Below are 22,064 nucleotides of genomic sequence, written 5' to 3' on the forward strand. Positions count from 1 at the left end.
GACAGATTCAACCAGCCGTGGAAGGCCCTAGGGGAGCTGCCCGTGCTGAGTCGGCACGGAGGGGGACGCCAAGGGGGTGGAGGAGGAGCCGGGGGTGGAGGAAGACCCGGAGGACGACGACGCGGCGGGCGGGGACACGGCGGACGGGGACGACGACGGGCTGCGGGGAGCGACCCGGAAGGGCTGCTGTACGGACATCAGCGACACCGGCGCGTTGAGCACGAAGGGCGACCCCAGGCCGGCGGAGCTCTGGAGACCGGCCGTGACCTCCATCGCGCCACTGCCGCCGGACACCGGGCTGACCGCCGTGACGGGGCTCACCGCGCTGCCGGGCTCGTCGGTCCGCCCGCCGGCCGCCGGCTCGTCGACCGGCACCGCCCCGAGGGCGACCGCGGCCATCGACAGGGCGCCGGCGGCCGCGAAGGCGAAACGGCGGCCCCGGTGGTGCGGGGGACGGCCGGAGCGGGCGATCTCGTGGATGCGGAAGCCTCCGGAGCCCGGACCGCCCAGCAGGCCCCCTTCGTCCCCTCCGGGGAACGCCGGGGGCTCCAGGGGGCTGCGCCGACGGGACACGGTGCCCTCACCGGGAAGACCCGGCTGCTTGGTGAAGCCTCCCTGGAAAGGGAGGTCGCCCAGGCCGTCACCTCCGAAGGGCCCCTGGTCGTCGCCGTCGCCCGTGCCCGGCAGGCCCTGCAGCCGGGCCATGAGACCGGCGGAGGGAACGGGCGCGGCGACCGCGGCGGCCGCGAAGACGTCTTTCAGCCTGCGCTGCTCGTCCGCCTCCTCGCGACACCGGTCACAGGTCGCCAGATGAGCGAGGACGCGCTCGCGGGCATCATGGCCGAGCTCTCCGTCGACAAGGGCGGCGAGCCGGTCACCGAGATGCTGTTCCGCGGGGGTCGGCGCGGGCTCCACGACGGGCGTCGCTGCACGGGTGTACCCGGCCGTACGGCGCTCGGGTGCCCCGGACGCGGTCTCTTTCCATGCCCCCGTACCCGGGGCGCTCACGATCTTCCCTGCCCGGCCGAATCACCGGCTTCCAGACCGGCGGTCGCCAGGTCGGCCGCACGCTCGGCACGGGGGGAGGGCGCACGGTGCTGGAGCGCGGCACGCAGATGGGACCGGCCGCGGTGGATACGGCTGCGGACCGTGCCCAGCTTCACGCCGAGAGTGGCGGCGATCTCCTCGTAGGACAGACCCTCGATGTCGCACAGGACGACGGCCGCGCGGAACTCGGGCGCGAGGGTGTCCAGCGCCTGCTGGACATCGGCGTCGAAGTGCGTGTCGTTGAAGTGCTGGGCGGGGGAGGGCTCACGGCTGGGCAGCCGCTCGGCGGCGTCGTCGGCGAGCGCGTCGAAGCGGATGCGCTGGCGGCGGCGGACCATGTCCAGGAACAGATTGGTGGTGATCCGGTGGAGCCAGCCCTCGAAGGTGCCCGGGGTATAGGTCGACAGCGAGCGGAAGACCCGGACGAACACCTCCTGGGTGAGATCCTCGGCGTCGTGCTGGTTGCCCGTGAGACGGTACGCGAGGCGGTACACTCGCGCGCTGTGCGTGCTGACGATCTCTTCCCAGGTGGGAGGCGTCCAGCCGTTGGCCGCCGGGTCCGTGTCGAACGTCGCCGTGGCGGCCTGCGGGGCCGGGCCGGTGTCTGCGGTGTGGTCGCGCGGACCGTCAGCGGTGTCGTTCACGGATTTCGGCTCGACGGCCGACCTCAAGAAGCGCCTGCGCACTCCCCGGTCACCGCCCGCAGCCGCACCTCCCCTGCCGGCTCCGAGCCTTTCGGCTCTGCTCTCGAGTAGAGCCCCTACCATATCCGCCTCACCCGTTAGCTCCGGATAAACGACTTCGCCGGCACCCGCCGCTCCCCCAGAGGAGAAGCCCTCTTTGGTCACCGGCCTCACCTGCACCAACGCCTGGGTGCCCGGACGGGTTCCCACCGATGTCGATACAGTCGCCGTCCAGGAAGCACACGCAGCGACAGGAGAGGGCCATTACCGGCAACCGGCAGGCGAGCTGGGCGTTCGCCGAGGGGTACGTCGACGAGATCGACGCGCTGGCCACCGCTCGCAGCCGTGCCCGCGCGGCCGGGATCAGGGCGGTCTCCCCGGGCACGGGCGCGGCCCTGCGGCTGCTGGCCGCCGCCACCGACGCCAAAGCCGTCGCCGAGATCGGCACCGGCTTCGGGGTCTCCGGCATCCACCTGCTGCACGGCATGCGCCCCGACGGCGTACTGACCACCGTGGACACCGAACCGGACCGCCAGCAGCTGGCCAAGCAGGCGTTCGCCGCCTCGGGCTTCGCCGGCAACCGGGCCCGGTTCATCCCAGGCGCCGCGCTGGACGTCCTGCCGCGGCTCGCCGACGGCGGCTACGACCTCGTGTTCTGCGACGGCGACCGGACGGAGTACCCCGACTACCTCGCTGAATCGTTGCGCCTGCTCCGGCCGGGAGGCCTCATCTGCTTCGAGGGGGTCTTCGCCGAAGGACGGGCCATGGACGCGGGACACCAGGGGCCGGACCTGAAGGCCCTGCGCGAGGTCGTCCGCATGGTCAGGGACTCCGACACCCTGGTCCCGGCCCTGCTGCCCACCGGCGACGGCCTCCTGTGCGCGGTCCGGCGGCCCTAGGACCCGGTCCCGAGGCCGGGCTTCGGGACCGGCCCCCGGTCTCGGGTCCCGGTCTCGGCTCCCCGGCCCCCGGTCCCGGACCCCCAGCCCCGGAAACGCCGGAACCCCGGCGCCTCCCGCCGTCGTGGACGGGACTCACCGGGGTCCGGATTCCGACGGAGCTGCACGGCAGCTCGAGCTGTGGCCAAAGCCACATCGTCGAAGGTCAGCCGCAGGCCTTCTTCAGCGCCTCACCGAGCGCGTCGGCCTCGTCCGCCGACAGCTCGACGACGAGCCGCCCGCCGCCTTCGAGCGGAACGCGCATGACGATGCCCCGCCCCTCCTTGGTGACCTCGAGCGGGCCATCACCCGTCCGCGGCTTCATGGCCGCCATGCTCGTTCCCCTTCCTGAAACCAGCTCATCGCCGCCCGGAAGCATGATCACGTCCGGACTCGAACACATTGGTTCACTGCCATTATCCCGCATCAGCGGACTCCATGACCAACATCGGTCCGCTTCAGTTCGGCAACTCGCCAGCGCAAACCCTCTCAATCCGGGGTTGGGCCTGCGATACTCCGGCGCCCGCGGGCCCCGAGGCGGGTGCGGCGCCCGCAAAGGATCTCCGGCATGCTGTTCGAAACCCAGACCATCGACCGGGAGGAATCCTTCATGGCCGACACCGTGCTCTACGAGGCGGCTGACGGACTCGCGACGATCACGCTCAACCGGCCGGACGCGATGAACGCGCTCAACACCGAGGCCAAGGTCGCCCTGCGGGACGCCGTCGTGCGCGCCGCCGAGGACCCGTCGGTGCGGGCGGTGCTGATCACCGGCACCGGAGGGAAGGCGTTCTGCGTGGGCCAGGACCTCAAGGAGCACGTGGGCCTGCTCGCCGCCGACCGGGAGAACCCGGGCTCCGGCGGCACCTGGAACACGGTCTCCGAGCACTACAACCCGCTGGTCACCGCCATCGCCGGGATGCCCAAGCCGGTGGTCGCCGCCGTCAACGGGGTCGCGGCCGGGGCCGGGGCGTCGATCGCGTTCGCCTGCGACCTGAGGATCGTGGCGGACACGGCCGCGTTCAACACCTCGTTCGCGGGCGTGGCGCTGACCGCCGACTCCGGTGCCTCGTGGACCCTGCCCCGCCTGGTGGGGCACGCCAAGGCCACGGAGTTGCTGATGCTCCCGCAGACGATCCCGGCGGCGCAGGCACTCGAACTCGGCCTGGCCACGAAGGTCGTCGCGGCCGACGACCTGCCGCAGACCGCGAGCACCATCGCGAGGATGCTCGCCGAGGGCCCGACCGTGGCCTACGCGGCGATCAAGGAGTCGCTGGCCTACGCGGCCGACCACTCGCTCGTGGAGTCGCTGGCCAAGGAGGACGAACTCCAGTCCCGCGCCGGGGCGTCGCAGGACCACGCCATCGCCGTCGAGGCCTTCCTGAAGAAGGAGAAGCCCCGCTACCTCGGCCGCTGAGCCCCGGACGCGGCCACGCGCACATGGCAGTCCGCGAGGTGGTCGTCGACGAGGCCGCACGCCTGCATCAGGGCGTACGCGGTGGTCGGGCCGACGAAGCGGAAGCCATGGCGCTTGAGCTCCTTGGCGAGCGCCGCCGACTCCGGTGTCGTGGCGGGGACTTCGGCGAGGGTGCGCGGCGCCGGGCGGCTTGGGCCGTCCGGCGCGTGCGACCAGATCAGCTTGTCCAGGCCCTGGGGCAGAGCAAGTGACGCCCGCGCGTTCGAGACGGCGGCCTCGATCTTGGCGCGGTTGCGGATGATCCCCGTGTCCGCGAGCAGCCGCTCGACGTCGCTCTCGGTGAAGCGGGCCACCTCCGAGATGGAGAACCCGGCGAACGCGGCCCTGAACCCCTCGCGCCTGCGCAGGATGGTCAGCCACGACAGGCCGGACTGGAACGCCTCCAGGCAGACCCGCTCGAACAGCGCGTCGTCACCGTGGACGGGGCGGCCCCACTCGCTGTCGTGGTAGCCCACGTAGTCCTCGGCGGAGTTGCCCCAGGGACAGCGCAGCACGCCGTCCGCTCCCTCGACGGCTCCGCCGGCCAGGGGCCCGGCGCCCGTCCCCGCGACGGACCCCGCGCCCGTCCCGGCCATGACGGCCCCTGCCTCGTCGCTCATCGGGGCTGCTCTCCCCGGCGGTGACCGCCGCTGTCGCCGTGGTGGCCGGCGCGGTCGCCGTACCCGCCCCGGTCGTCGCGGTACCCGCCGTTTCCGTCCTGGTGGGTGCCGTAGCCCTCGTTCCCCTGCTGGGCACTCCCCTGCTGGGCACTCCCCTGCTGGGCACTCCCCTGCTGGGCACTCCCCTGCTGGGCACTCCCCTGCTGGGCACTCCCCTGCTGGGCATTCCCCTGCTGGGCGCCGTAGCCCTCGAAGCCCGCGTAGTCCTCGTAGCCCTCCGGGACCGAGTCCTGGGTCGGCTCACGCGGCCGCTCGGGAGGAGTGCCGGACACCGCTGTCGCCCGGTGGCCCGCGAGGGCGGCCTCCAGTTCGGCGATGCGCGCGTCGCGGTGGGCCAGCTCGGCCGCCACCCGGTCCAGCACGTCGTCCACGTCGGTCATGCGGTAGCCGCGCACGGCGACGGGCAGACGCAGGGTGTCGATGTCGGCGCGGCCGACCGAGCGGTCGAGTGGGAGCGGCTGGTCGAGTCGGTCGTGCTCGGCCTCCGGCAGTTCGCCGCCCCGGCCCAGGGCGACGAGCGCCACGGCCCCGACGACCGCGATCAGAGCGATCAGCATGAACCAGAACAACTCGATCTCCCACTGTGCGGACCGGCGACGACCTCTTGGGGACGATCGTGCCACGATCTGCTGTGTCTGTTGAGCTGCCCTTGGAGGATGCGTGGCACTGCGCCTGGGACGGCGAGAGTTCGGCGCCGACGAACCGGTGATCATGGCGATCGTGAACCGGACCCCCGATTCGTTCTACGACAAGGGGGCCACCTTCGCCGATGCCGACGCCTTCGCAGCCGTGGACCGGGCCGTGTCGCAGGGGGCGGCGATCATCGACATCGGCGGGGTGAAGGCCGGTCCGGGGGACGAGGTGAGCGCCGAGGAGGAGATCCGGCGCACGGTGGACTTCGTGGCACGGGTCCGCGAGCTTCACCCGGATGTCGTCATCAGCGTTGACACCTGGCGGCACGAGGTCGGGGAGGCGGTCTGCGAGGCGGGCGCCGATCTGCTCAACGACGCCTGGGGCGGAGTGGACCCGAAGCTGGCGGAGGTCGCCGCCCGCCACGGCGTGGGGCTGGTGTGCACGCACGCGGGAGGCGCCCGGCCGAGGACCCGTCCGCACCGCGTGGGCTACGACGACGTGGTCGCGGACATCCTCCGGGTCACCCTGGGACTGGCCGAGCGGGCCGTGGAGCTGGGCGTGCGGCGGGACGCGGTGCTGATCGACCCGGGGCACGACTTCAGCAAGAACACCCGGCACTCGCTGGAGGCGACCCGGCGGCTGGAGGAGATGACGGCCACCGGGTGGCCGGTCCTGGTCTCGCTGTCCAACAAGGACTTCGTCGGCGAGACGCTGGACCGGCCGGTGGCGGAGCGGCTGATCGGGACGCTGGCCACCACGGCGGTCTCGGCGTGGCTGGGCGCCCAGGTGTACCGGGTGCACGAGGTCGCCGAGACCCGGCAGGTGCTGGACATGGTCGCCTCGATCCGGGGCACCCGGCCCCCGGCGGTGGCCCGCCGGGGCCTGGCCTGACCGGCCGGCGCCGCCGGGCGGTGGGCGCTAGGGAGTGTCCTTGCAGATCAGGGCGACGGCCTCGTCCACGTCGTCGGTCACGTGGAGCAGGTGCAGATCCCTGTCCCATGCCTTGCCCTGGGCCACGACCGTGTGGTGGAGCCAGTCGAGCAGCCCCTTCCAGTAGCCGGAGCCGAACAGGACGATCGGGAAGCGGGTGACCTTCCGGGTCTGGACGAGGGTCAGCGCCTCGAACAGCTCGTCCAGCGTGCCGAAGCCTCCCGGCAGCACCACGAAGCCCTGCGCGTACTTCACGAACATCGTCTTGCGGACGAAGAAGTAGCGGAAGTTGACCCCGATGTCGACGTACTCGTTGAGCCCCTGCTCGAAGGGGAGCTCGATACCGAGGCCGACCGAGACCCCGCCCGCTTCGCAGGCACCCTTGTTGGCCGCCTCCATGGCGCCCGGACCGCCGCCGGTGATCACCGCGAAGCCCGCGTCGACCAGTGAGCGGCCGATGCGCACCGCCGCGTCGTACTCGGGCGAGTCCTCCGGGGTGCGGGCGGAGCCGAACACGCTCACGGCGGGCCCGAGTTCGGCGAGGGCCCCGAAGCCCTCCACGAACTCCGACTGGATCCGCATGACCCGCCAGGGGTCCTGGTGGACCCAGTCGGCGGGGCCCTGGGTGTCCAGCAGCCGCTGGTCGGTCGTGCTCGCCTCGACCTGCGACCGCCGCTTCACCACGGGGCCGAGCCGCCGCTCGGGCCACTTGTGGGGCGATGACAGACCCTTGTCCTCGTCGGTCAGGACCCGGTCCTCCTCCAAGGAGTCCCTGTCCTCGTCGATCCCGTCCCTGCCGTCCGTACCGTCCATGCCGACCTCCCTACCCGCAGGGTACGCAAGCCGTCGGGGGTCAGGAGGTGAGCCACTGCCTCAGGGCCTTCTCCGTGGCGGTGATGGCGGGGGTGCGGACCAGTTCGTCGCGCTTGTGGGCGTAGTTGGGGTCCCCGGGACCGAAGTTCACCGCGGGGACGCCGAGCTCGCTGAAGCGGGCCACATCGGTCCAGCCGTACTTGGCCCGCGCCTGGCCGCCGGTCGCCCGCACGAACGCGGCGGCGGCCGGGTGGGACAGACCGGGCAGGGCTCCGGGGGCGGCGTCGTCGACCTCGATCGTGTAGCCGTCGAAGACCTCGCGGACGTGGTCGAGCGCCTGCTCGACGCTCTTGTCGGGTGCGAAGCGGTAGTTGACGGTGACCGCGCACTCGTCCGGGATCACATTGCCCGCGACGCCGCCCTCGATACGGACGGCGTTGAGCCCCTCCCGGTACTCCAGGCCGTCGATCACGACCTTGCGCGGCTCGTAGGCCGCGAGAAGGGCCAGGACCGGGGCGGCGCCGTGGATGGCGTTCTCGCCCAGCCAGCCGCGCGCCGAGTGCGCCCGCTTGCCCGGCACCCGCACGTGGACGCGGACCGTGCCCTGGCACCCGCCCTCGACCTGCGCCTCCGAGGGCTCCAGCAGCACGGCGAAGTCCGCGGCGAGCCAGTCGGGATGGTTGGCGGCGAGGCGGCGCAGCCCGTTGAGCTCGGCGGCGACCTCCTCGTTGTCGTAGAAGACGAAGGTGAGGTCGCGGTTGGGCTCCGGGACCGTGGCCGCGATGCGCAGCTGCACGGCCACGCCGGACTTCATGTCGGAGGTGCCGCAGCCGTGCAGGATGTCGCCTTCGAGGCGTGAAGGCACATTGCCGGCGATGGGCACGGTGTCGATGTGCCCGGCGAGCACGACCCGCTCGGCGCGGCCGAGGCCGGTGCGGGCCACCACGGCGTCGCCGTCTCTGTCCACGGTCAGGTGGGGGAGCGTGCGCAGGGCCGCCTCCACGGCGTCCGCCAGCGCTTTCTCGCTTCCGCTGACCGACGGGAAGTCGACGAGCCGGGCGGTGAGGGCGACGGCGTCCAGGGAGAGATCCAGCGCGGGGTAGGTCATGCCCGCAGACTACCGGCGGCGGCCTCGGCGGGGCTGATCGTCCCCGGCGGCGGCCCGGGAGCGGGGCAACGACGGGGCCGTGTCCCGGCGTTGCGGGACGCGGCCGTGGACGGCCGGTCCGCCGTCCCGCGCCCGCTTCCCCGGGGCGGCGGTTCGCGGGAGGGCAGTACGGTGTCTGCGTGCGCGCCTCCTCCCCCACCTCGTCCTCCGGGCCGCGCCGGCAGCGGAGCTCCGGCCGGTGGTTCCGGCTGGTCGTGGGGCTGTCCGTCACGCTGGGGATCGCGGGCTACCTGCTGCTGCACCACCTGACCTCGTCCGTCCCCGAGGGCTGCACGGTCCGCGCGTCGGGCGAGGAGGTCGACCTGCGCCTGGACCAGGCGGCCAACGCGACCACGATCGCGGCCGTCGCCTCCTCCCGGGGCATGCCCGAGCGAGCGGTGGCGATCGCCATCGCGACCTCCATGCAGGAGTCGAAGCTGGAGAACATCACCTACGGCGACCGCGATTCGCTCGGCCTGTTCCAGCAGCGCCCGTCGCAGGGGTGGGGCACCGCCCGGCAGATCATGGACCCCGTCTACGCGACGAACGCGTTCTTCACCTCCCTGGAGAAGATCCCCGGCTACTCGCGGCTGCCGCTCACGGTGGCGGCGCAGAAGGTGCAGAAGAGCGGTTACCCGCAGGCGTACGCCAAGCACGAGGCGGAGTCGGCGGCGCTGGCCGCCGCGCTGAGCGGGCGCGAGCCGGGGGCGCTGCGGTGCACGGTGCACTCCGACCAGGCGGGGTCGGCGGCCGCCGTGCCGGGTGACGTCTCGGCCGTGGGCAAGCGGGTGACCCAGGAGTTCGCCGACTCGGCGGGCCGGGGGCAGCGGGCCGGTCGGACGCTGAGCTTCCCGTCGTCCGTGCGGGCGGCCCGCGGCGCCGGCGACCCCGCGGGCGACCGGCACGGCTGGGCGCTGGCCCACTGGGCGGTGGCGCACGCCAAGGAGCTGCGCATCGAGCGTGTCGCCTTCCGGGGCAGGCAGTGGACGGCCGCGAAGTCGGACGAGGGCTGGCGCAAGTCCTCCGCCAATCGGTCCGAGCCCGTCTCGGTGGCCGTCGGCGGCGCGTCGAATGCCGACGGAGTGCGGATCTCGGTCGTCGGGAAGTGATCCGGGCAGCGGCCCGGGACGTGCCCCGGGAAGTGATCTGTGCAGTGAATCCAGTCGGCCGGTAGTGATATACGCGGTAACCAGTGTCCCTTTTTATCACCCGTACGGATTAATACTGGGCATGCGCTGCCATGACGTCCATGGAAGTCGGCGAGGAATCCTCCGGAGCGACCCAGGGCCCCGTTTCCCCTTGCGGCGCCTGGGCTGTGACGATTCTTCGGCAATTACCGGCCTCATGGACATAGACACATCATCCGGACACCGATAATGCGACGCATTACCAATTCTTTACGCTTGGCAGCCGCAACTTTCCGAGAGGTCACGCGGTAGTCACGGCGTCCGCCCGACGGACGTGCCATGTCCTCTCTCCGTAAAAGGAGCATCATGTCCCTCCCCCTTTCGCGTCGGATCGCCCGGGCCGCGCTGCTGGTCGCAGCGGGTGCGGCACCCATCATCGGTGCGGCGGGTGCCGCCTCCGCGGTGGACCTGCCGAAGACGGGCGACCTGGGCGGGGTGAGCAAGCTCGACGGCGCCGCCCTCGGCAACACCTTGGACTCCGCCTCCACGAGCACCTCCGATCTGGCGGGCACCGCCGGAGCCAAGACCGTCAAGTCCGCGGTCCCCGCGGCGGGCAAGGCTCTCGGCTCGACCGGCAAGACCGCCGCCCCCGCCGCCCAGAAGACCGCGGGCTCCACGGCCGGGCAGACCGCGAAGACCCTGGGCTCCGCCGCCGAGTCGGCCGGAAGTGTCGTCGGGGGCACCGCGAAGACCGTGCGGGGCGCGAACCTGCCGACCGGCAGCGCACTGCCCTCGGCCGGCCTGCCGCAGGTCGGACAGCTCCCGCTGGGCGGCTGACCCACCGGCGCGGCGCACCGGAGCAGATGGATCGGCGGGGCTCCGGGGAGTGCGCACTCCCCGGAGCCCCGCCGATCCGCGTGGAGGTGTCGGTCGCCTCGGCGCGGTATCGGCCGACTCTGCGCGGTATCGGCCGACTCTGCGCTGTATCGGCCGACTCTGCGCCGTATCGATCGCCTCCGCGCCGTATCGATCGCCTCCGCGCGCCGTACCGGCGTCCGCGTCAGGTCAGCCGCTCGACCGCGGCGGCCACCCTCTCGTCGGTCGCGGTGAAGGCGATGCGCACGAAGCGCTCCCCGGCGGGACCGTAGAAGTCACCGGGCGCCACCAGGATCCCCCGCTTGGACAGGTCGGCGACCGTGTCCCAGCAGGGCTCGTCACGGGTCGCCCACAGGTACAGGCTCGCCTCGGAGTACTCGATCCGGAAGCCCGCGCCCTCGAACGCCGAGCGCAGCGCGGCGCGGCGCCGGGCGTACCGCTCGCGCTGCTCGGCCACGTGCTCCTGGTCCCCCAGCGCGGCGATCATCGCGGCCTGGACCGGGGCCGGGACGATCATCCCCGCGTGCTTGCGCACCCCCAGCAGCTCCTTGACCAGCGCCGGGTCCCCGGTGACGAAGGCCCCGCGGTAGCCCGCGAAGTTGGAGCGCTTGGAGAGCGAGTGCACGGCGAGCAGGCCGTCGTGCCCGGACGCGCCGCCCGACCTCGCGGCCGGCGTCCCCGCCGAGGGGGCGCCGCAGACGTCCGGGTGGAGCACGGAGACGGGCTCGCTGTCCCAGCCCAGCTCCACGTAGCACTCGTCGGAGACGACCAGGACGCCGTGCTCGCGCGCCCAGGAGACGATGCTCCGCAACTCGTCGGCGCTCAGCACCCGCCCGGTGGGATTGGACGGTGAGTTGAGCCAGAGGAGCTTGACCCGGGAGGGGTCCAGCGCGGCTCCGGGATCACCCGCGGCCAGGACCTCGACGTCGTAGGTCACCGCCTCCGCCCCGGCCAGCCGGGCGCCGACCTCGTACGTCGGGTAGGCCAGACGCGGATGGGCGACCTGGTCACCGGGCTCCAGGCCGAGCAGGGTGGGAAGCCAGGCGACGAGTTCCTTGGAGCCGATCGTCGGCAGGACCGCCGCGGGCTCGGCGCCGGTCACACCCAGCCGCTCCCGCAGCCAGGCGGCCACGGACTCACGCAGCGCGGACGTCCCATGGGTCAGCGGGTAGCCGGGGCTGTCGGCCGCCTCGGCGAGCGCCTGCCGCACGACGGCGGGCACCGGGTCCACCGGGGTGCCGACGGACAGGTCCACGATGCCGTCGCCGTGGGCGGCGGCCGCGGCCTTGTACGGCTCGAGGCGGTCCCAGGGAAAGACAGGAAGGCGGGAGGAGACGGATGCCACGGTGCGCTTCTCCGATTGGGTGCTCAAACGGTGTGCAAACGGGCCGGTCCCGCAGCGGCGCACCCGGGGGCGCGGCCGTGCGGGACCGGCACGACGATGATCGCGATCAGCTCTGGTTCTGCGGCGGCAGAGCGGCGATGAAGGGGTGGTCGCGCTCGATCAGGCCGAGCTTGGAGGCACCACCGGGCGAACCGAGCTCGTCGAAGAACTCGACGTTCGCCTTGTAGTAGTCCTTCCACTCCTCCGGCGTGTCGTCTTCGTAGAAGATCGCCTCGACCGGGCAGACCGGCTCACAGGCCCCACAGTCGACGCATTCGTCCGGGTGGATGTAAAGAGCCCGGGACCCCTCGTAGATGCAGTCGACGGGGCACTCCTCGATGCATGCCTTGTCCTTGACGTCGACACAAGGCTGCGCGATGACGTAGGTCACGCTGTCGTTCCTCCTCGGTAGGGCGCGGCGTCCGATTTGCGGCTCCGCCGCGTGGCGCGCGGGAGCGCGGCGTCGTCGATGCCCGCCCCTAGTATCGCCGTTCTTGAGCGGCACACGAACAGGAGGGGCACCCATGGTTGGGGATTTCGCTCTCGGGGGACAGCTGAAAGTTCGCATTACCCCTTCTGACGTGGGAAAACGTGTTTCCGTGCGGCGGGTGACGGAGATCGTCGGCGGCCGTCCCGTCTTCGGGGACGTCGTCGGCGTGCTCACATCGTGGGACGCTGGTGTGCTCATGATCACCCGTCGGACGGGCGAGGTCGTTCGAGTTTCCGAGGACTCACTGGTGGCGGGCAAGACTGTGCCTCGCGCTCCGGCTCGAAGGCGGGCGGGCTCGAGTGCTTCTCCGGCGGAACTTCAGCGGATCGCCGCGCGCGGCTGGCCCGCCCTCGAGAACGAGCCACTGGGCGGCTGGACACTGCGCGCGGCCTCCGGCTTCACTCGCCGGGCGAACTCGGTGCTCCCGCTGGGCGACCCCGGCCTCCCCCTGGACGAGGCGCTGGACCGGGTGGCCGACTGGTACGCGCGGCGCTCCCTTCCGGCGTATGTGCAAGTCACCACGGGCGCCGAGGGCTCGGACGAGGAGCTGGCCGCCGCCTTGGAGGAGCGCGGCTGGACCGGCGAGGCGTCGACGCTGATGCGTACGGCCCCGCTGGTGCCGCTGACCGCGATCGCCGACGACACTCGGGCGGTGCGGCTGAGCCGCGAGGTGGACGAGGCATGGCTGTCGCGCTACCACCGCACCGGCCGGCTGGGGCCGGAGGCGGCCAAGGTCCTCGGCGCGGGGCCCTCGGTGTGGCTCGCCACCGTCCCCGGCGAGGAACCGGGCCGGGCTCCCGCGGCGATCGGCCGGTGCGTGGTCGACGGGCGCTGGGCCGGTTTCGCCGCGATAGAGGTGGCGCCCGAGCACCGGCGGCGCGGACTGGGGACCGCGGTCATGGCGGCGCTGGCCGCCCGCGCCGCCGAGGAGGGGGCGGACCTGGCCTATCTCCAGGTCATGGAGGACAACGAGTCCGCGCGGGTCATGTACGACGCGATGGGCTTCACCACACACCACGCCTACCATTACCGGCGCGCACCGCGGCCCTGAGCGGGGTAGGACAGACACGTGGGGACCGGGATGAGGGAGCGGTTCGCCGAGGCGGCGCGCGCCGAGTGCGTCGATCTGGGCCTGCTCTGCCTGCTCGTCGGAGCCGAGGCCGACGCCTCGCTGGACGAGGGGGGCCTGGAGTCGGCCTCGGCGGAGCTGGACCGGCTGGCCGAACGCGTCGAATCCGCCCCGGATCACGTGCGCTGGGCGGTCACCCTCGCCGAGGCCCTGGGCACCCGGGCCGGGTTCCTGGGCCGCCCCGCCGACTACCAGCGTCTGGACTCCTCGCTCCTGCACCAGGTGCTGCGCAGGCGCCGGGGTCTGCCCATCCTGCTGTCGGTGGTGTGGATGGAGGTGGGCCGCCGGGCCGGGGCCCCCGTCCACGGGGTGGCGCTGCCCGGGCACTTCGTGGTGGGGGTGGGCGATCCGGCCGGGGAGCGGGTGCTCGCCGATCCGTTCCGCGGCGGGCGGCTGATGGGTCCCGAGGACGTGGATGTGATCGTGGCGGGGGCGACGGGAGCGCCGGTGTCACCGTCGATGCTGATCCCCGCGGATCCACTGGACATCGTCCACCGGATCCTGAACAACATCCGCGCCTGGGCCGCCGTGCGGCCCGAGCACGTCCATGTGTCCTTGTGGGCGGTCGAGTTGGCCCTGCTGCTGCCCCGGCACCCGGCGCGTCTGCGCTACGAGCGGGCGCAACTTCTGGTCAAGCGCGGCGATTTCGCCACCGCGGCCACCGAACTCGACGCGTACGCCGACCTCCTGACGCGAGTGGACCCGCCCGCCGCGGAGACCGTCCGCCGACAGGCCCGCGCCGCCCGGGCGATGCTCAACTGAGCACCGGCGGCCCCACCCCGCCGGGGAACGCACCCCTTGTTGGGTGTCCCGGAGGAGGACGTGAGCACGACCGGAGACGGCGGGGTCCCCGGGCGACCTTCCCTCAGGACGAATGCCATGGGCGCGGGGCTGCCGGGGACCACCGCTCCAGCCGGCGGCGGCTCGTCCGGCCGCGGGCTTGCGGGCGGCCGAAGCGCCGAACCGGCGTACTCCTCGAACCGCCGTACCCCTCGAACCGCCGTACTCCTTGAACCGCCGTGCTACTGGGCGACGTTCTCGACCACCGCGGTCTTCGGCCCGGTCTTTCTCAGCTCGGGCTGTATGGCCGAGGCCACGTCCTGCGGGGTGACGGCCGTCTTGGTGCCGTTGCCCCGCTCCAGCAGGACGCCGTCGAAGGCGCCGCCGTAGAGCTCCTTCAGTACGGCCAGGTCGAAGTGGTACACCAGCTTGCCGTCGGGCGTCGGCTTGAGGGTGAGGAACTTCGACAGCGACTTCTCCGGGCTGAACGGCACCGAGACCCCGCCCACCTGAACGGTGACCAGCCCGGACATCGCCGGGGTGCCCAGCTTCTGGATGGCGCGGTCGATCTCGGCCTGCGTCACCTTGGGCTGCTGCTCGGTGCTCCTGACCACGACGGGCTTGTCGGCGCCGGTGCGGGCCCGCTCGATGTAGGCCTGCCTGACCTGGCCGGCGGCGCTTCCCGCGTCCACGGCCTTGCCCGGCTTGCCGGGCACACCCACGGGCTTGCCCGCGACGAACTTCACCATGCCGTCGCTGCGGTTGGTGCTCGTACCGCCGAGGGAGTCGAGCGCGGCCTTCAGCTTGTCGTCGTCGATCTTGAACGTGGCCGGGGCCTCACGGGTGCCGCCGAACAGCGAGCTGATCACCGAGACCGGGTTGTAGTCGCGATGGGCGACCCCGCGCACGGTCTCGGCCGTGTCGATGCCGAGCCCGGCCACGCTCGGGAGGAGGTTCTTCCTCTGTCCGCCGACATCGAGCACGATAGGCCCCGAGATGCGCTTGTTGAGGGCGCCGTCGAGCGTCCTGACCGCCTGGTCCTTGGACTTGCCGCCGATGTCGACGCCGAGCACCGTCGTGCCGTTGGGGACATCGGCGTGGTCGAGGAGCAGGCCCGCGCCGTAGGCGATGCCCCCGGCGACCACGAGACCGGCCACGGCGAGTATCACCTTCGAACGCCCGCGCGGCGCGGGGCCGGAGTCGCCCTCGTCGGCGTAGCGGTAGTCGTCGTCGGCGTCCGAGGTGTCGGGCATCCGGGGAACGGGCGGCTTGACCGCGGGAATGCCGCTCACCAGGGTGTCGCTGGACGTCGGGGCACCGCCCCCGCCGTACCCGGCGCCGGCGCCCTGCGTCTGGAACGGGGACTCGGACTGCTGCTTGCGCGGCAGCGGCGGCACCATGTCACCGGTCATCGGGCCGGTGGTCGGCCCCGAGGTCCCGGAGGCCCCGAACGAGCCGCCGGGGCCCATGGGGGCGTCGTCCTCGGGCCGGTAGACCGGGAACGGCTCGGTCGCCGGGCCGGAGCCGGCGTCCTGACCGCCGGGCCCGCCCAGGGGGCCGGGGCCGCCGGGAGCACCGGGGCCGCCCTGGGCACCGGGGCCGCCCGGACCGTAGAGGCCGGAGTGCGGTCCCGGCAGCCCGCCCGGCACCGTGCCCGTGAGCCGCTGGCCCGGCAGCGGGCCCTTGGGGGGCTGGGGCGGGGAAGGCTGCCCACCGGGGCGCGGCTGCTCGGTGAGGTACGGGATCTGCTGCTGCGGTTGCTGCGGTGCCGGTCCGGTCTGCGCGGGGGGCTGCGGGACGGAGGGCTGCTGCGGCGGCAGCCGCCGCTGGCCGGTCGTCTCCGAGGAGTCCCCCGCGCGGCCGCTCTGGTTGCCGCGGCGCGGGGCGAACCAGTCGCTGGTGGTGTCGATGGGCGGCTCCTGCTCGGGGGCCGCGGGCGCCGGGGGGGCGGACGGAGCCGCGTTCTGCCCGGGGAAGTCCCAGCCCGGAGGCATGGCGGTCGTCGCGGTGGACTCGTCCGCCCCGGACGCGGCGGGGGACGGCGAGCCGCCCTCGGTGGCCCCGTTCACGGGGGTGCGCACGACGACGGGCGGGATCGGCCGTGAACCCGGGATGTTGATCTTCACGCGGGTGGTCAGCGTGGTCTCGGTCCTGGGCTCTTCGGGAGCGCTGTCGCCCGTCGGCGGGGCCGGGGGCTGCTGATTGCGGCTGCCGTAGGGCGGGGTGCCGGACGGGTAGGCGGAACCGCCCCCGCGCCCTCCGTCCTGCGGGTATGGCGAACTGTCAGTTTCACGGCTCAATGCAAGTTCTCCCGGTTCGCGTCTCCGCCCTCACGGCAAACTGCGGGCGGCTCGCCGGTCACAACCCGGCGTCCTCGCGGGCGCATCCGGGGGCGGATGCGGAACGCCATCGTCGGCGCCCTGCCGAGTTGCGCGAACCACCTTACTGGGCACAGCCGTCTCATGGCCCTGAACAAAAAACCCGCTTCGGTCCTGATTGCGTGTGCTTTGTTACCTGCCCTTCCTCCCCTGGCCGCGGGGCGGCAGTTGGGGCAAAGTGGCGGACATCACGCCCGCGGTGGCCCCGATGAGCAGAAACAGGTAGGGGCCGAAGTCCACGGGGAAGGCGGCGTCGCCCTCCGGCCTGGTCATGGTGAGCGCGATCACGGACAGCAGCCAGGCCGCCGCGGGCACGCCGGCGCCCGCCCTCGTCCCGGTCAGCCTCGTCCCGCCGTAGAACAGCGCCGCGCAGCCCCCGAGGGCCAGCAGGAGGCCGAAGGGGAACCAGCCGCCCTGCACCAGCGCCCCGGCCGCCGCCACCAGCACCCCGAGCACGGCGAGCGCCGCGTAGACGGCCCCGCGGGCCACGTTCCCAGCCACATGTCCAGTCGCGTTTCCAGCCGCGTTTCCAGCCATGGTCCGGCTCACACCCCGAGCCCGGCGAACAGGTCGTCCTCGAGCGCCTCGGACCCGCGTTTCCCACGCACCAGTTTGTAGAACTCGAGCGCGGGAAGCGGCTGTCCGAGGTCGTTGGAGAGCGCGAAGAACGGGCCGTCGACGGCGATCTGCGTGACATGCGCCCGCATCGCCGCCGCCTTGTGCTCGGCGTAGTCCGCCCCGTCGACGGCCGCGGTCACCTCGCTGTCGGGGACGACTCCGGGGACGTCGTCGGCGGAGGCGATACCGGGGAAGGGGATCTCCTTGCCGGCCTGGCGCAGCCGCTCGAAGCCCTCCTCGATGAAGGAGCGCGGCATGCAGTTCCAGTAGACCTTGGCCACTTCGTGGGCGCCGCCGAGGTCGTGGCGGTACTCCACGTCGGCCGCGAGCTCCACCCCGCGCATGGCGATCTGGTGGGCCCGGATGTGGTCGGGGTGGCCGTAGCCGCCGTTGGGGTCGTACGTGACCACAACCTGCGGACGAACCTCTCGCAGAATCTCCACAAGGTAGGGCGCCGCCTCGTCCACCGGGGTCTGCCACAGGCAGCCGGGGCGCTCGTTCTGCTCCACACCCATCATCCCGGAGTCGCGGAAGCGTCCGGGGCCGCCGAGGAAGCGGTGGTCGGTGACGCCGAGCTCCCGCATGGCGTCGGCGAGTTCGCCGACGCGGTGCTGCCCGAGGGTGTCGTCGCGGTCGGGGCCGATGTGGGCGAGCTCGGGCGGGATGACTTCGCCCTCCTCGCCGAGAGTGCACGTCACCAGGGTGACTCCCGCGCCCTCGGCGGCGTACTTGGCCATGGTGGCGCCGTTGCCGATGGACTCGTCGTCGGGGTGGGCGTGCACAAGCAGAAGACGTCTGGCGGGCAGTTCGGTCATGCGCCCAAGATTACGTGGGCGAGACTACGTGGGCGCGACCCACCGGGGCGGACCGCCCGCCCAGGTCACGCCCCCGCCGCGCCCGATCCCGGCCGGGCCGCTCCGTCAGAGCTTGAGGTCCCCGATCATCTGCACCACGTTGTCGTTGAAGTTCTTGATCGTCGGCGCCAGTGTGGAGCTGGCGAGGTAGAAGCCCAGCAGGACGCAGACGACCGCGTGACCCCCCTTGAGCCCGCTCTTCTTCACGAGCATGAAGACGATGATCAGCAGCAGCACCGCCACCGAGATCGAAAGTGCCACGGCGGTTCACCTCCAGGGTTCTTGGGTCCGGACGGTCGTCCTGCGGGTCATACCCAGATCGTAAGTTGGGGATCACGGGTCATGAGAATGCATATGCCGGTGCATGGATGCACGCGGGGGCGCACACCCTTTCGTTCTGGTCTGCGTAGGCTCGGCGCATGACCTCGGAGATCTCGTTTCCCCGCCAGCTCGCGCGGACGCAGCGCTTCACCCTGGGCGCGCCGCGCGCCTTCACCGTCTCGCCGGACGGCACCCGTGTGGCCTTCCTGCGCTCCAGGTCCGGGACCGACCGGGCCAACCTGCTGTGGGTTCTCGACCTCGCCGCGGACGGGGCCGGGAAGACCGAGGAGCGGCTCGCGGCGGACGCCCGGGAACTGCTCGGCGGCGCGGCGGAGGAGCTGTCCGCGCAGGAGCGGGCGCGGCGCGAGCGCAGCCGCGAGGGATCGGCCGGGGTGGTGGCCTACGCGACCGACGCGTCCGTGGAGCTGGCCGCGTTCGCGCTGTCCGGGCGGCTGTTCACCGCCGAGCTGCGGGCCGGGACCACCAGCGAGCTGCCCGTTCCGGGCTCCGTGGTGGACCCCCGCCCCTCCCCCGACGGCCGGTACGTGGCCTATGTCGCGGCCGGCGCGCTGCGGGTGGTGGGGGCCGATGGCAGCGGCGACACCGCCGTGGCCGAGCCCGAGGGCGAGCAGGCCGGCTGGGGCCTGGCGGAGTTCATCGCCGCCGAGGAGATGGACCGCAGCCGGGGATTCTGGTGGTCCCCCGGCAGCGACCGGCTGCTCGCCGCACACGTGGACGACTCCCCCGTCCGGCGCTGGTGGATCGCCGACCCGGCCAACCCGGACAGCACACCCGCCGAGACGTCCTACCCCGCCGCCGGGACCGCGAACGCCGAGGTCACCCTCGCCCTGATCGGCCTCGACGGCTCCCGCACCCCGGTCGAGTGGGACCGCGGCCGCTATCCGTACCTGGCGCGGGCGCACTGGAGCGCGGGCGGACCGCCCCTCCTGCTCGTCCAAGCCCGTGACCAGCAAAGCCAGCTCATCCTCTCCGTGGACACCGCGACCGGGGCGACCCTCCCCGTGCACGCCGAGGAGGACCCGGTCTGGCTCGACCTGTTCCCCGGCGTCCCCGCGTGGACGCCGGACGGACAGCTGGTGCGCATCTGCGACGAGGGCGGAGCCCGCGTCCTCGCCGTCGGGGACAAGGTTCTTACAAACGACTCGCTGCACGTTCGCGCCGTGCTCGACGTGGGCGACGACGACGTGCTGTTCTCGGCCTCCCCCGGCCGCCACGCCGAGCCGGGCCGGATCGGGGTGTACCGGGCGTGGTTCCGGGGCGGACCGAAGGCCCTGAGCTGGGAGCGGGTCTGCGGCGACGACGCGGGGGTGGCCTCGGCGGTGCGCGGCGGAGGGATCGCCGTGCTCTCCTCGACGCGGCTCGACCGCCCCGGCAGCCTGGTCGAGGTGGTCCGGCTCGACGGCGGCGAGCGCCTGGCCGGCGTGCAGTCGCACGCCGACAAACCGGTGATCACCGCCCGCCCCCGGCTCGTTCTCGCCGGTGAGCGCGGTATCCCGTCCGCCGTTCTGCTGCCGACCGGGTACCGCGAAGCCGACGGGGCCCTGCCGGTGCTGATGGACCCCTACGGCGGCCCCCACGGGCAGCGCGTGGTGGCGGCGCAGAACGCCCATCTCACGTCGCAGTGGTTCGCCGACCAGGGGTTCGCCGTGGTCGTCGCGGACGGGCGGGGCACCCCCGGCCACTCGCCGGCGTGGGAGAAGGCGATCGCGGGCGACTTCGCGGGGGTCACCCTCGACGACCAGGTGGAGGCCCTGCACGCGCTGGCCAAGGAGTTCCCGCTGGATCTGGAGCGGGTGGCGATCCGCGGCTGGTCCTACGGCGGCTACTTGGCGGCCCTGGCGGTGCTGCGCCGCCCCGATGTCTTCCATGCGGCCGTCTCCGGCGCCCCGGTGACGGACTGGAGGCTGTACGACACCCATTACACCGAGCGCTACCTGGGCCACCCCGACAAGCGGCCCGAGGTGTACGCGGCCAACTCGCTCGTCACCGACGAGGGGCTGTCCGGCGCCGCGAGCACGGTCCGGGCGCTGATGGTGATCCACGGCCTCGCGGACGACAACGTGGTGGCCGCGCACACCCTGCGGCTGTCCTCGGCACTGCTGGCGGACGGACGCCCGCACGAGGTCCTGCCGCTGTCCGGGGTGACCCATATGACCCCTCAGGAGCAGGTGGCGGAGAACCTTCTCCTCCTTCAGGTCGCCTTTTTGCGGCGCTCGCTGGGCCTGCCCTCCGGCCGCGAGCGGACCACTGGCCGATAACGATCGGAACGGTCCGAAAAAGGACTGGAGAAAGTGGGTGGCCGGTGCGCGCCCTTGCGCACCGGCCGGTTCCACGGCACCCGCACGACCGTGCGTTGATGAGCCTGCGCCGTTCGTATATCGGTGATGCGACAGTCGAGTTGCGGACACGTTAAAGAGATTGGTGCCCACCTGGGCGATTTGCGCCGTGATTTTGATCACTGTCAAGCACGCCGCCACGTCGATCTGCAAAATCTTCGCTCAAGATGCGACGGTTGGCGATTTCCTCCCTCACCACCCCCTTGACGCCGCGATAAATGGGTTGCGAGAGTCCGCACAACCTGCAGCTCCACCCGAGGCTGCGAATCCATGTGCGGTGATCTCTGCGATGACTGTGTCTCCTCAGCCCGCCTCTGTCCGAACGCTGGACACCGAGCCGGATACGGAGCCCGTCCTGAACAAGGGCGGACAAGGCAGTGAACTGGTGGGCCGTTCACCCGGCCAGCTGATGTGGCGCCGCTTCAAACGCGACCGCACCGGCATGGTCAGCGCCGTCGTCGTTCTGATGTTCTTCGTGGTGGGCCTGCTGGCGCCGGTCATCTCCTGGCTCTACGGCAAGGACCCCTACACCCTGTACGGGCAGGAGAGCCTGGACCTGCTGGACGACTTCTCGTTCCCCACGGGCAAGTTCGGCGGCATGTCCGGTGAGCACTGGTTCGGCATCGAGCCGGGCCTGGGCCGCGACATCTTCATCCAACTCGTCTACGGCATCCGCAACTCCCTGCTGATCGGCCTGGCCGTGACGGCGGCGACCGTCGTCACCGGCATCCTCGTCGGGGTGACGGCCGGCTACATGGGTGGCAAGACGGACTACTGGCTCGGCCGCCTGATCGACTTCCTACTGGCCTTCCCGAGCACGCTGTTCTTCGTGGCGTTCATGCCCGTCGTGGTCGCGCTGTTCGTCAGCCCCGAGGACGAGACACCCACGTACGTGCGGGTGCTGGCGCTGTTCCTCGTGCTGTGGTTCCTCGGCTGGATGGGTCTGGCCCGGCTGATGCGCGGCGAGACGCTGTCCCTGCGCGAGCGCGAGTTCATCGAGGCCGCCAAGGTCTCCGGGGCGCCACCGTGGCGGATCATCCGCAAGGAACTTCTGCCCAACCTGGTCACACCGATCCTGGTGCAGTCCACCTACATGCTCCCCGCAGCGGTCACCGCGGAGGCCGGACTGTCCTTCCTCGGTGTCGGCCTCCTGGAGCCGACCCCCGACTGGGGCCGGATGTTCGCCCTGGCGGGCAAGGTCTACGAGAACGACCCCACCTACATGTTCTTCCCGGGTGTCGCGATGGTGATCTTCGTCGTCTGCTTCAACCTCCTCGGAGACTCGCTGCGCGACGCCTTCGACCCCAAAGCCGGACGCTGATCGTCCAGTTCGAGGGTGGCTGCCACGCCCTCGCCCGGCCACGACCGCCGGTTGTGTATCGGCAGCGCAATGTGGATCACAAACGGACAGGCAGGTGCATTC

The 22,064-nt window shown here is 72.1% G+C and carries 22 protein-coding genes; 9 read left to right on the forward strand and 13 right to left on the reverse strand.

Translation table 11 applies throughout. The features are described 5' to 3' along the window. Positions 1 to 27: 27 nt before the first annotated feature. Positions 28 to 1,008, reverse strand: coding sequence for an anti-sigma factor family protein (locus IEY86_RS10375; RefSeq protein ID WP_229698297.1), 981 nt, complete (start codon positions 1,006 to 1,008; stop codon positions 28 to 30). Further along, entirely contained in the window at positions 1,005 to 1,814 is an 810-nt protein-coding gene (gene sigE, locus IEY86_RS10380) for an RNA polymerase sigma factor SigE (RefSeq protein ID WP_229698298.1), read from the reverse strand. Before sigE ends, IEY86_RS10375 begins: the two co-directional genes overlap by 4 nt. Before the next feature lie 128 nt (positions 1,815 to 1,942). Between sigE and IEY86_RS10385 the strand changes: the two genes are divergently transcribed. Beyond that, positions 1,943 to 2,629: an O-methyltransferase gene (locus tag IEY86_RS10385; RefSeq protein ID WP_189131274.1), complete on the forward strand. Its 687-nt coding sequence runs from the start codon at positions 1,943 to 1,945 to the stop codon at positions 2,627 to 2,629. Between the two features lie 205 nt (positions 2,630 to 2,834). Here IEY86_RS10385 and IEY86_RS10390 read toward each other — a convergent pair whose 3' ends face one another. Then, a complete protein-coding gene (locus IEY86_RS10390; RefSeq protein ID WP_018381788.1) occupies positions 2,835 to 3,002 on the reverse strand; it encodes a DUF3117 domain-containing protein in 168 nt (55 codons plus the stop codon). Positions 3,003 to 3,278: 276 nt separating this feature from the next. On the opposite strand from IEY86_RS10390, the gene IEY86_RS10395 reads away from it, so the two are divergent. Further along, complete coding sequence (locus tag IEY86_RS10395; protein WP_189131322.1) at positions 3,279 to 4,085, forward strand: enoyl-CoA hydratase-related protein; 807 nt, start codon at positions 3,279 to 3,281, stop codon at positions 4,083 to 4,085. Here IEY86_RS10395 and IEY86_RS10400 read toward each other — a convergent pair. Further along, a complete protein-coding gene (locus IEY86_RS10400; RefSeq protein ID WP_189131321.1) occupies positions 4,070 to 4,720 on the reverse strand; it encodes a DNA-3-methyladenine glycosylase I in 651 nt (216 codons plus the stop codon). The genes IEY86_RS10395 and IEY86_RS10400 overlap by 16 nt on opposite strands. A 20-nt stretch (positions 4,721 to 4,740) precedes the next feature. Beyond that, positions 4,741 to 5,373, reverse strand: coding sequence for a DivIVA domain-containing protein (locus IEY86_RS38030; RefSeq protein WP_189131275.1), 633 nt, complete (start codon positions 5,371 to 5,373; stop codon positions 4,741 to 4,743). Positions 5,374 to 5,515: 142 nt separating this feature from the next. Here IEY86_RS38030 and folP point away from each other — a divergent pair, with 142 nt between their 5' ends. Further along, on the forward strand, positions 5,516 to 6,328 hold the full coding sequence (gene folP, locus IEY86_RS10410) for a dihydropteroate synthase (protein ID WP_189131323.1): 813 nt from the start codon (positions 5,516 to 5,518) through the stop codon (positions 6,326 to 6,328). A gap of 27 nt (positions 6,329 to 6,355) precedes the next feature. Here the strand turns inward: folP and IEY86_RS10415 are convergent, their stop codons facing one another. Then, positions 6,356 to 7,180 (reverse strand): LOG family protein, encoded by an 825-nt coding sequence (locus IEY86_RS10415; protein ID WP_189131276.1) that lies wholly within the window; start codon positions 7,178 to 7,180, stop codon positions 6,356 to 6,358. A gap of 40 nt (positions 7,181 to 7,220) precedes the next feature. Beyond that, positions 7,221 to 8,288, reverse strand: coding sequence for a succinyl-diaminopimelate desuccinylase (gene dapE, locus IEY86_RS10420; protein ID WP_189131277.1), 1,068 nt, complete (start codon positions 8,286 to 8,288; stop codon positions 7,221 to 7,223). Positions 8,289 to 8,467: 179 nt separating this feature from the next. Here dapE and IEY86_RS10425 point away from each other — a divergent pair, with 179 nt between their 5' ends. Both IEY86_RS10425 and IEY86_RS10430 read left to right on the forward strand, forming a co-directional pair. Then, on the forward strand, positions 8,468 to 9,436 hold the full coding sequence (locus IEY86_RS10425) for a VldE C-terminal domain-containing protein (RefSeq protein WP_189131278.1): 969 nt from the start codon (positions 8,468 to 8,470) through the stop codon (positions 9,434 to 9,436). A gap of 384 nt (positions 9,437 to 9,820) precedes the next feature. Then, positions 9,821 to 10,291, forward strand: a complete 471-nt coding sequence (locus IEY86_RS10430) for an ATP-binding protein (protein WP_189131279.1) — start codon at positions 9,821 to 9,823, stop codon at positions 10,289 to 10,291. A gap of 223 nt (positions 10,292 to 10,514) precedes the next feature. Here the strand turns inward: IEY86_RS10430 and dapC are convergent, their stop codons facing one another. Continuing rightward, positions 10,515 to 11,675, reverse strand: a complete 1,161-nt coding sequence (gene dapC / locus IEY86_RS10435; protein ID WP_189131280.1) for a succinyldiaminopimelate transaminase — start codon at positions 11,673 to 11,675, stop codon at positions 10,515 to 10,517. Positions 11,676 to 11,781: 106 nt separating this feature from the next. Then, positions 11,782 to 12,105, reverse strand: a complete 324-nt coding sequence (gene fdxA, locus IEY86_RS10440) for a ferredoxin (RefSeq protein WP_189131281.1) — start codon at positions 12,103 to 12,105, stop codon at positions 11,782 to 11,784. Between the two features lie 133 nt (positions 12,106 to 12,238). On the opposite strand from fdxA, the gene IEY86_RS10445 reads away from it, so the two are divergent. After that, entirely contained in the window at positions 12,239 to 13,255 is a 1,017-nt protein-coding gene (locus tag IEY86_RS10445; RefSeq protein ID WP_189131282.1) for a GNAT family N-acetyltransferase, read from the forward strand. A 30-nt stretch (positions 13,256 to 13,285) separates the two neighbouring features. Continuing rightward, on the forward strand, positions 13,286 to 14,095 hold the full coding sequence (locus IEY86_RS10450) for a transglutaminase family protein (protein WP_189131324.1): 810 nt from the start codon (positions 13,286 to 13,288) through the stop codon (positions 14,093 to 14,095). Between the two features lie 260 nt (positions 14,096 to 14,355). On the opposite strand, the gene IEY86_RS10455 is transcribed toward IEY86_RS10450, so the two are convergent. The 4 genes from IEY86_RS10455 to IEY86_RS10470 all read right to left on the reverse strand — a co-directional run bounded on the left by IEY86_RS10455 (position 14,356) and on the right by IEY86_RS10470 (position 18,224). Next, a complete protein-coding gene (locus tag IEY86_RS10455; RefSeq protein ID WP_189131283.1) occupies positions 14,356 to 16,413 on the reverse strand; it encodes a peptidoglycan binding domain-containing protein in 2,058 nt (685 codons plus the stop codon). A 210-nt stretch (positions 16,414 to 16,623) separates the two neighbouring features. After that, positions 16,624 to 16,992, reverse strand: a complete 369-nt coding sequence (locus tag IEY86_RS10460) for a DUF6113 family protein (protein WP_229698299.1) — start codon at positions 16,990 to 16,992, stop codon at positions 16,624 to 16,626. A gap of 44 nt (positions 16,993 to 17,036) precedes the next feature. Beyond that, entirely contained in the window at positions 17,037 to 17,924 is an 888-nt protein-coding gene (gene mshB / locus IEY86_RS10465) for an N-acetyl-1-D-myo-inositol-2-amino-2-deoxy-alpha-D-glucopyranoside deacetylase (RefSeq protein WP_189131284.1), read from the reverse strand. Between the two features lie 105 nt (positions 17,925 to 18,029). Beyond that, the gene (locus IEY86_RS10470; RefSeq protein WP_189131285.1) at positions 18,030 to 18,224 is read right to left on the reverse strand and encodes a hypothetical protein; all 195 of its coding nucleotides are present in this window, start codon (positions 18,222 to 18,224) and stop codon (positions 18,030 to 18,032) included. Positions 18,225 to 18,382: 158 nt separating this feature from the next. Between IEY86_RS10470 and IEY86_RS10475 the strand changes: the two genes are divergently transcribed. Together IEY86_RS10475 and IEY86_RS10480 are read left to right on the forward strand one after the other, a co-directional pair. Continuing rightward, positions 18,383 to 20,563, forward strand: a complete 2,181-nt coding sequence (locus tag IEY86_RS10475; protein WP_189131286.1) for a S9 family peptidase — start codon at positions 18,383 to 18,385, stop codon at positions 20,561 to 20,563. 367 nt (positions 20,564 to 20,930) lie between these two features. Continuing rightward, positions 20,931 to 21,962 carry an ABC transporter permease gene (locus IEY86_RS10480; RefSeq protein WP_229698300.1) on the forward strand — a complete coding sequence of 344 codons (1,032 nt, stop codon included), beginning with the start codon at positions 20,931 to 20,933 and terminating at the stop codon, positions 21,960 to 21,962. Positions 21,963 to 22,064 lie beyond the last annotated feature (102 nt).

It is taken from the genome of Wenjunlia tyrosinilytica, from assembly GCF_014646055.1.
Classification (GTDB): Bacteria; Actinomycetota; Actinomycetes; order Streptomycetales; family Streptomycetaceae; genus Wenjunlia; species Wenjunlia tyrosinilytica.

What these genes read in the sequence shown, in the direction of transcription:
- IEY86_RS10475 (WP_189131286.1), top strand. Translation starts at nt 18,383, where the DNA reads ATGACCTCGGAGATCTCGTTTCCCCGCCAGCTCGCGCGGACGCAGCGC.
- dapE (WP_189131277.1), bottom strand. Translation starts at nt 8,288, where the DNA reads ATGACCTACCCCGCGCTGGATCTCTCCCTGGACGCCGTCGCCCTCACC.
- IEY86_RS10430 (WP_189131279.1), top strand. Translation starts at nt 9,821, where the DNA reads ATGTCCCTCCCCCTTTCGCGTCGGATCGCCCGGGCCGCGCTGCTGGTC.
- IEY86_RS10445 (WP_189131282.1), top strand. Translation starts at nt 12,239, where the DNA reads ATGGTTGGGGATTTCGCTCTCGGGGGACAGCTGAAAGTTCGCATTACC.
- IEY86_RS10415 (WP_189131276.1), bottom strand. Translation starts at nt 7,180, where the DNA reads ATGGACGGTACGGACGGCAGGGACGGGATCGACGAGGACAGGGACTCC.
- mshB (WP_189131284.1), bottom strand. Translation starts at nt 17,924, where the DNA reads ATGACCGAACTGCCCGCCAGACGTCTTCTGCTTGTGCACGCCCACCCC.
- folP (WP_189131323.1), top strand. Translation starts at nt 5,516, where the DNA reads ATGGCGATCGTGAACCGGACCCCCGATTCGTTCTACGACAAGGGGGCC.
- IEY86_RS10480 (WP_229698300.1), top strand. Translation starts at nt 20,931, where the DNA reads ATGACTGTGTCTCCTCAGCCCGCCTCTGTCCGAACGCTGGACACCGAG.
- IEY86_RS10450 (WP_189131324.1), top strand. Translation starts at nt 13,286, where the DNA reads ATGAGGGAGCGGTTCGCCGAGGCGGCGCGCGCCGAGTGCGTCGATCTG.
- IEY86_RS10395 (WP_189131322.1), top strand. Translation starts at nt 3,279, where the DNA reads ATGGCCGACACCGTGCTCTACGAGGCGGCTGACGGACTCGCGACGATC.
- sigE (WP_229698298.1), bottom strand. Translation starts at nt 1,814, where the DNA reads ATGGTAGGGGCTCTACTCGAGAGCAGAGCCGAAAGGCTCGGAGCCGGC.
- IEY86_RS10390 (WP_018381788.1), bottom strand. Translation starts at nt 3,002, where the DNA reads ATGGCGGCCATGAAGCCGCGGACGGGTGATGGCCCGCTCGAGGTCACC.
- IEY86_RS10385 (WP_189131274.1), top strand. Translation starts at nt 1,943, where the DNA reads ATGTCGATACAGTCGCCGTCCAGGAAGCACACGCAGCGACAGGAGAGG.
- IEY86_RS10400 (WP_189131321.1), bottom strand. Translation starts at nt 4,720, where the DNA reads ATGGCCGGGACGGGCGCGGGGTCCGTCGCGGGGACGGGCGCCGGGCCC.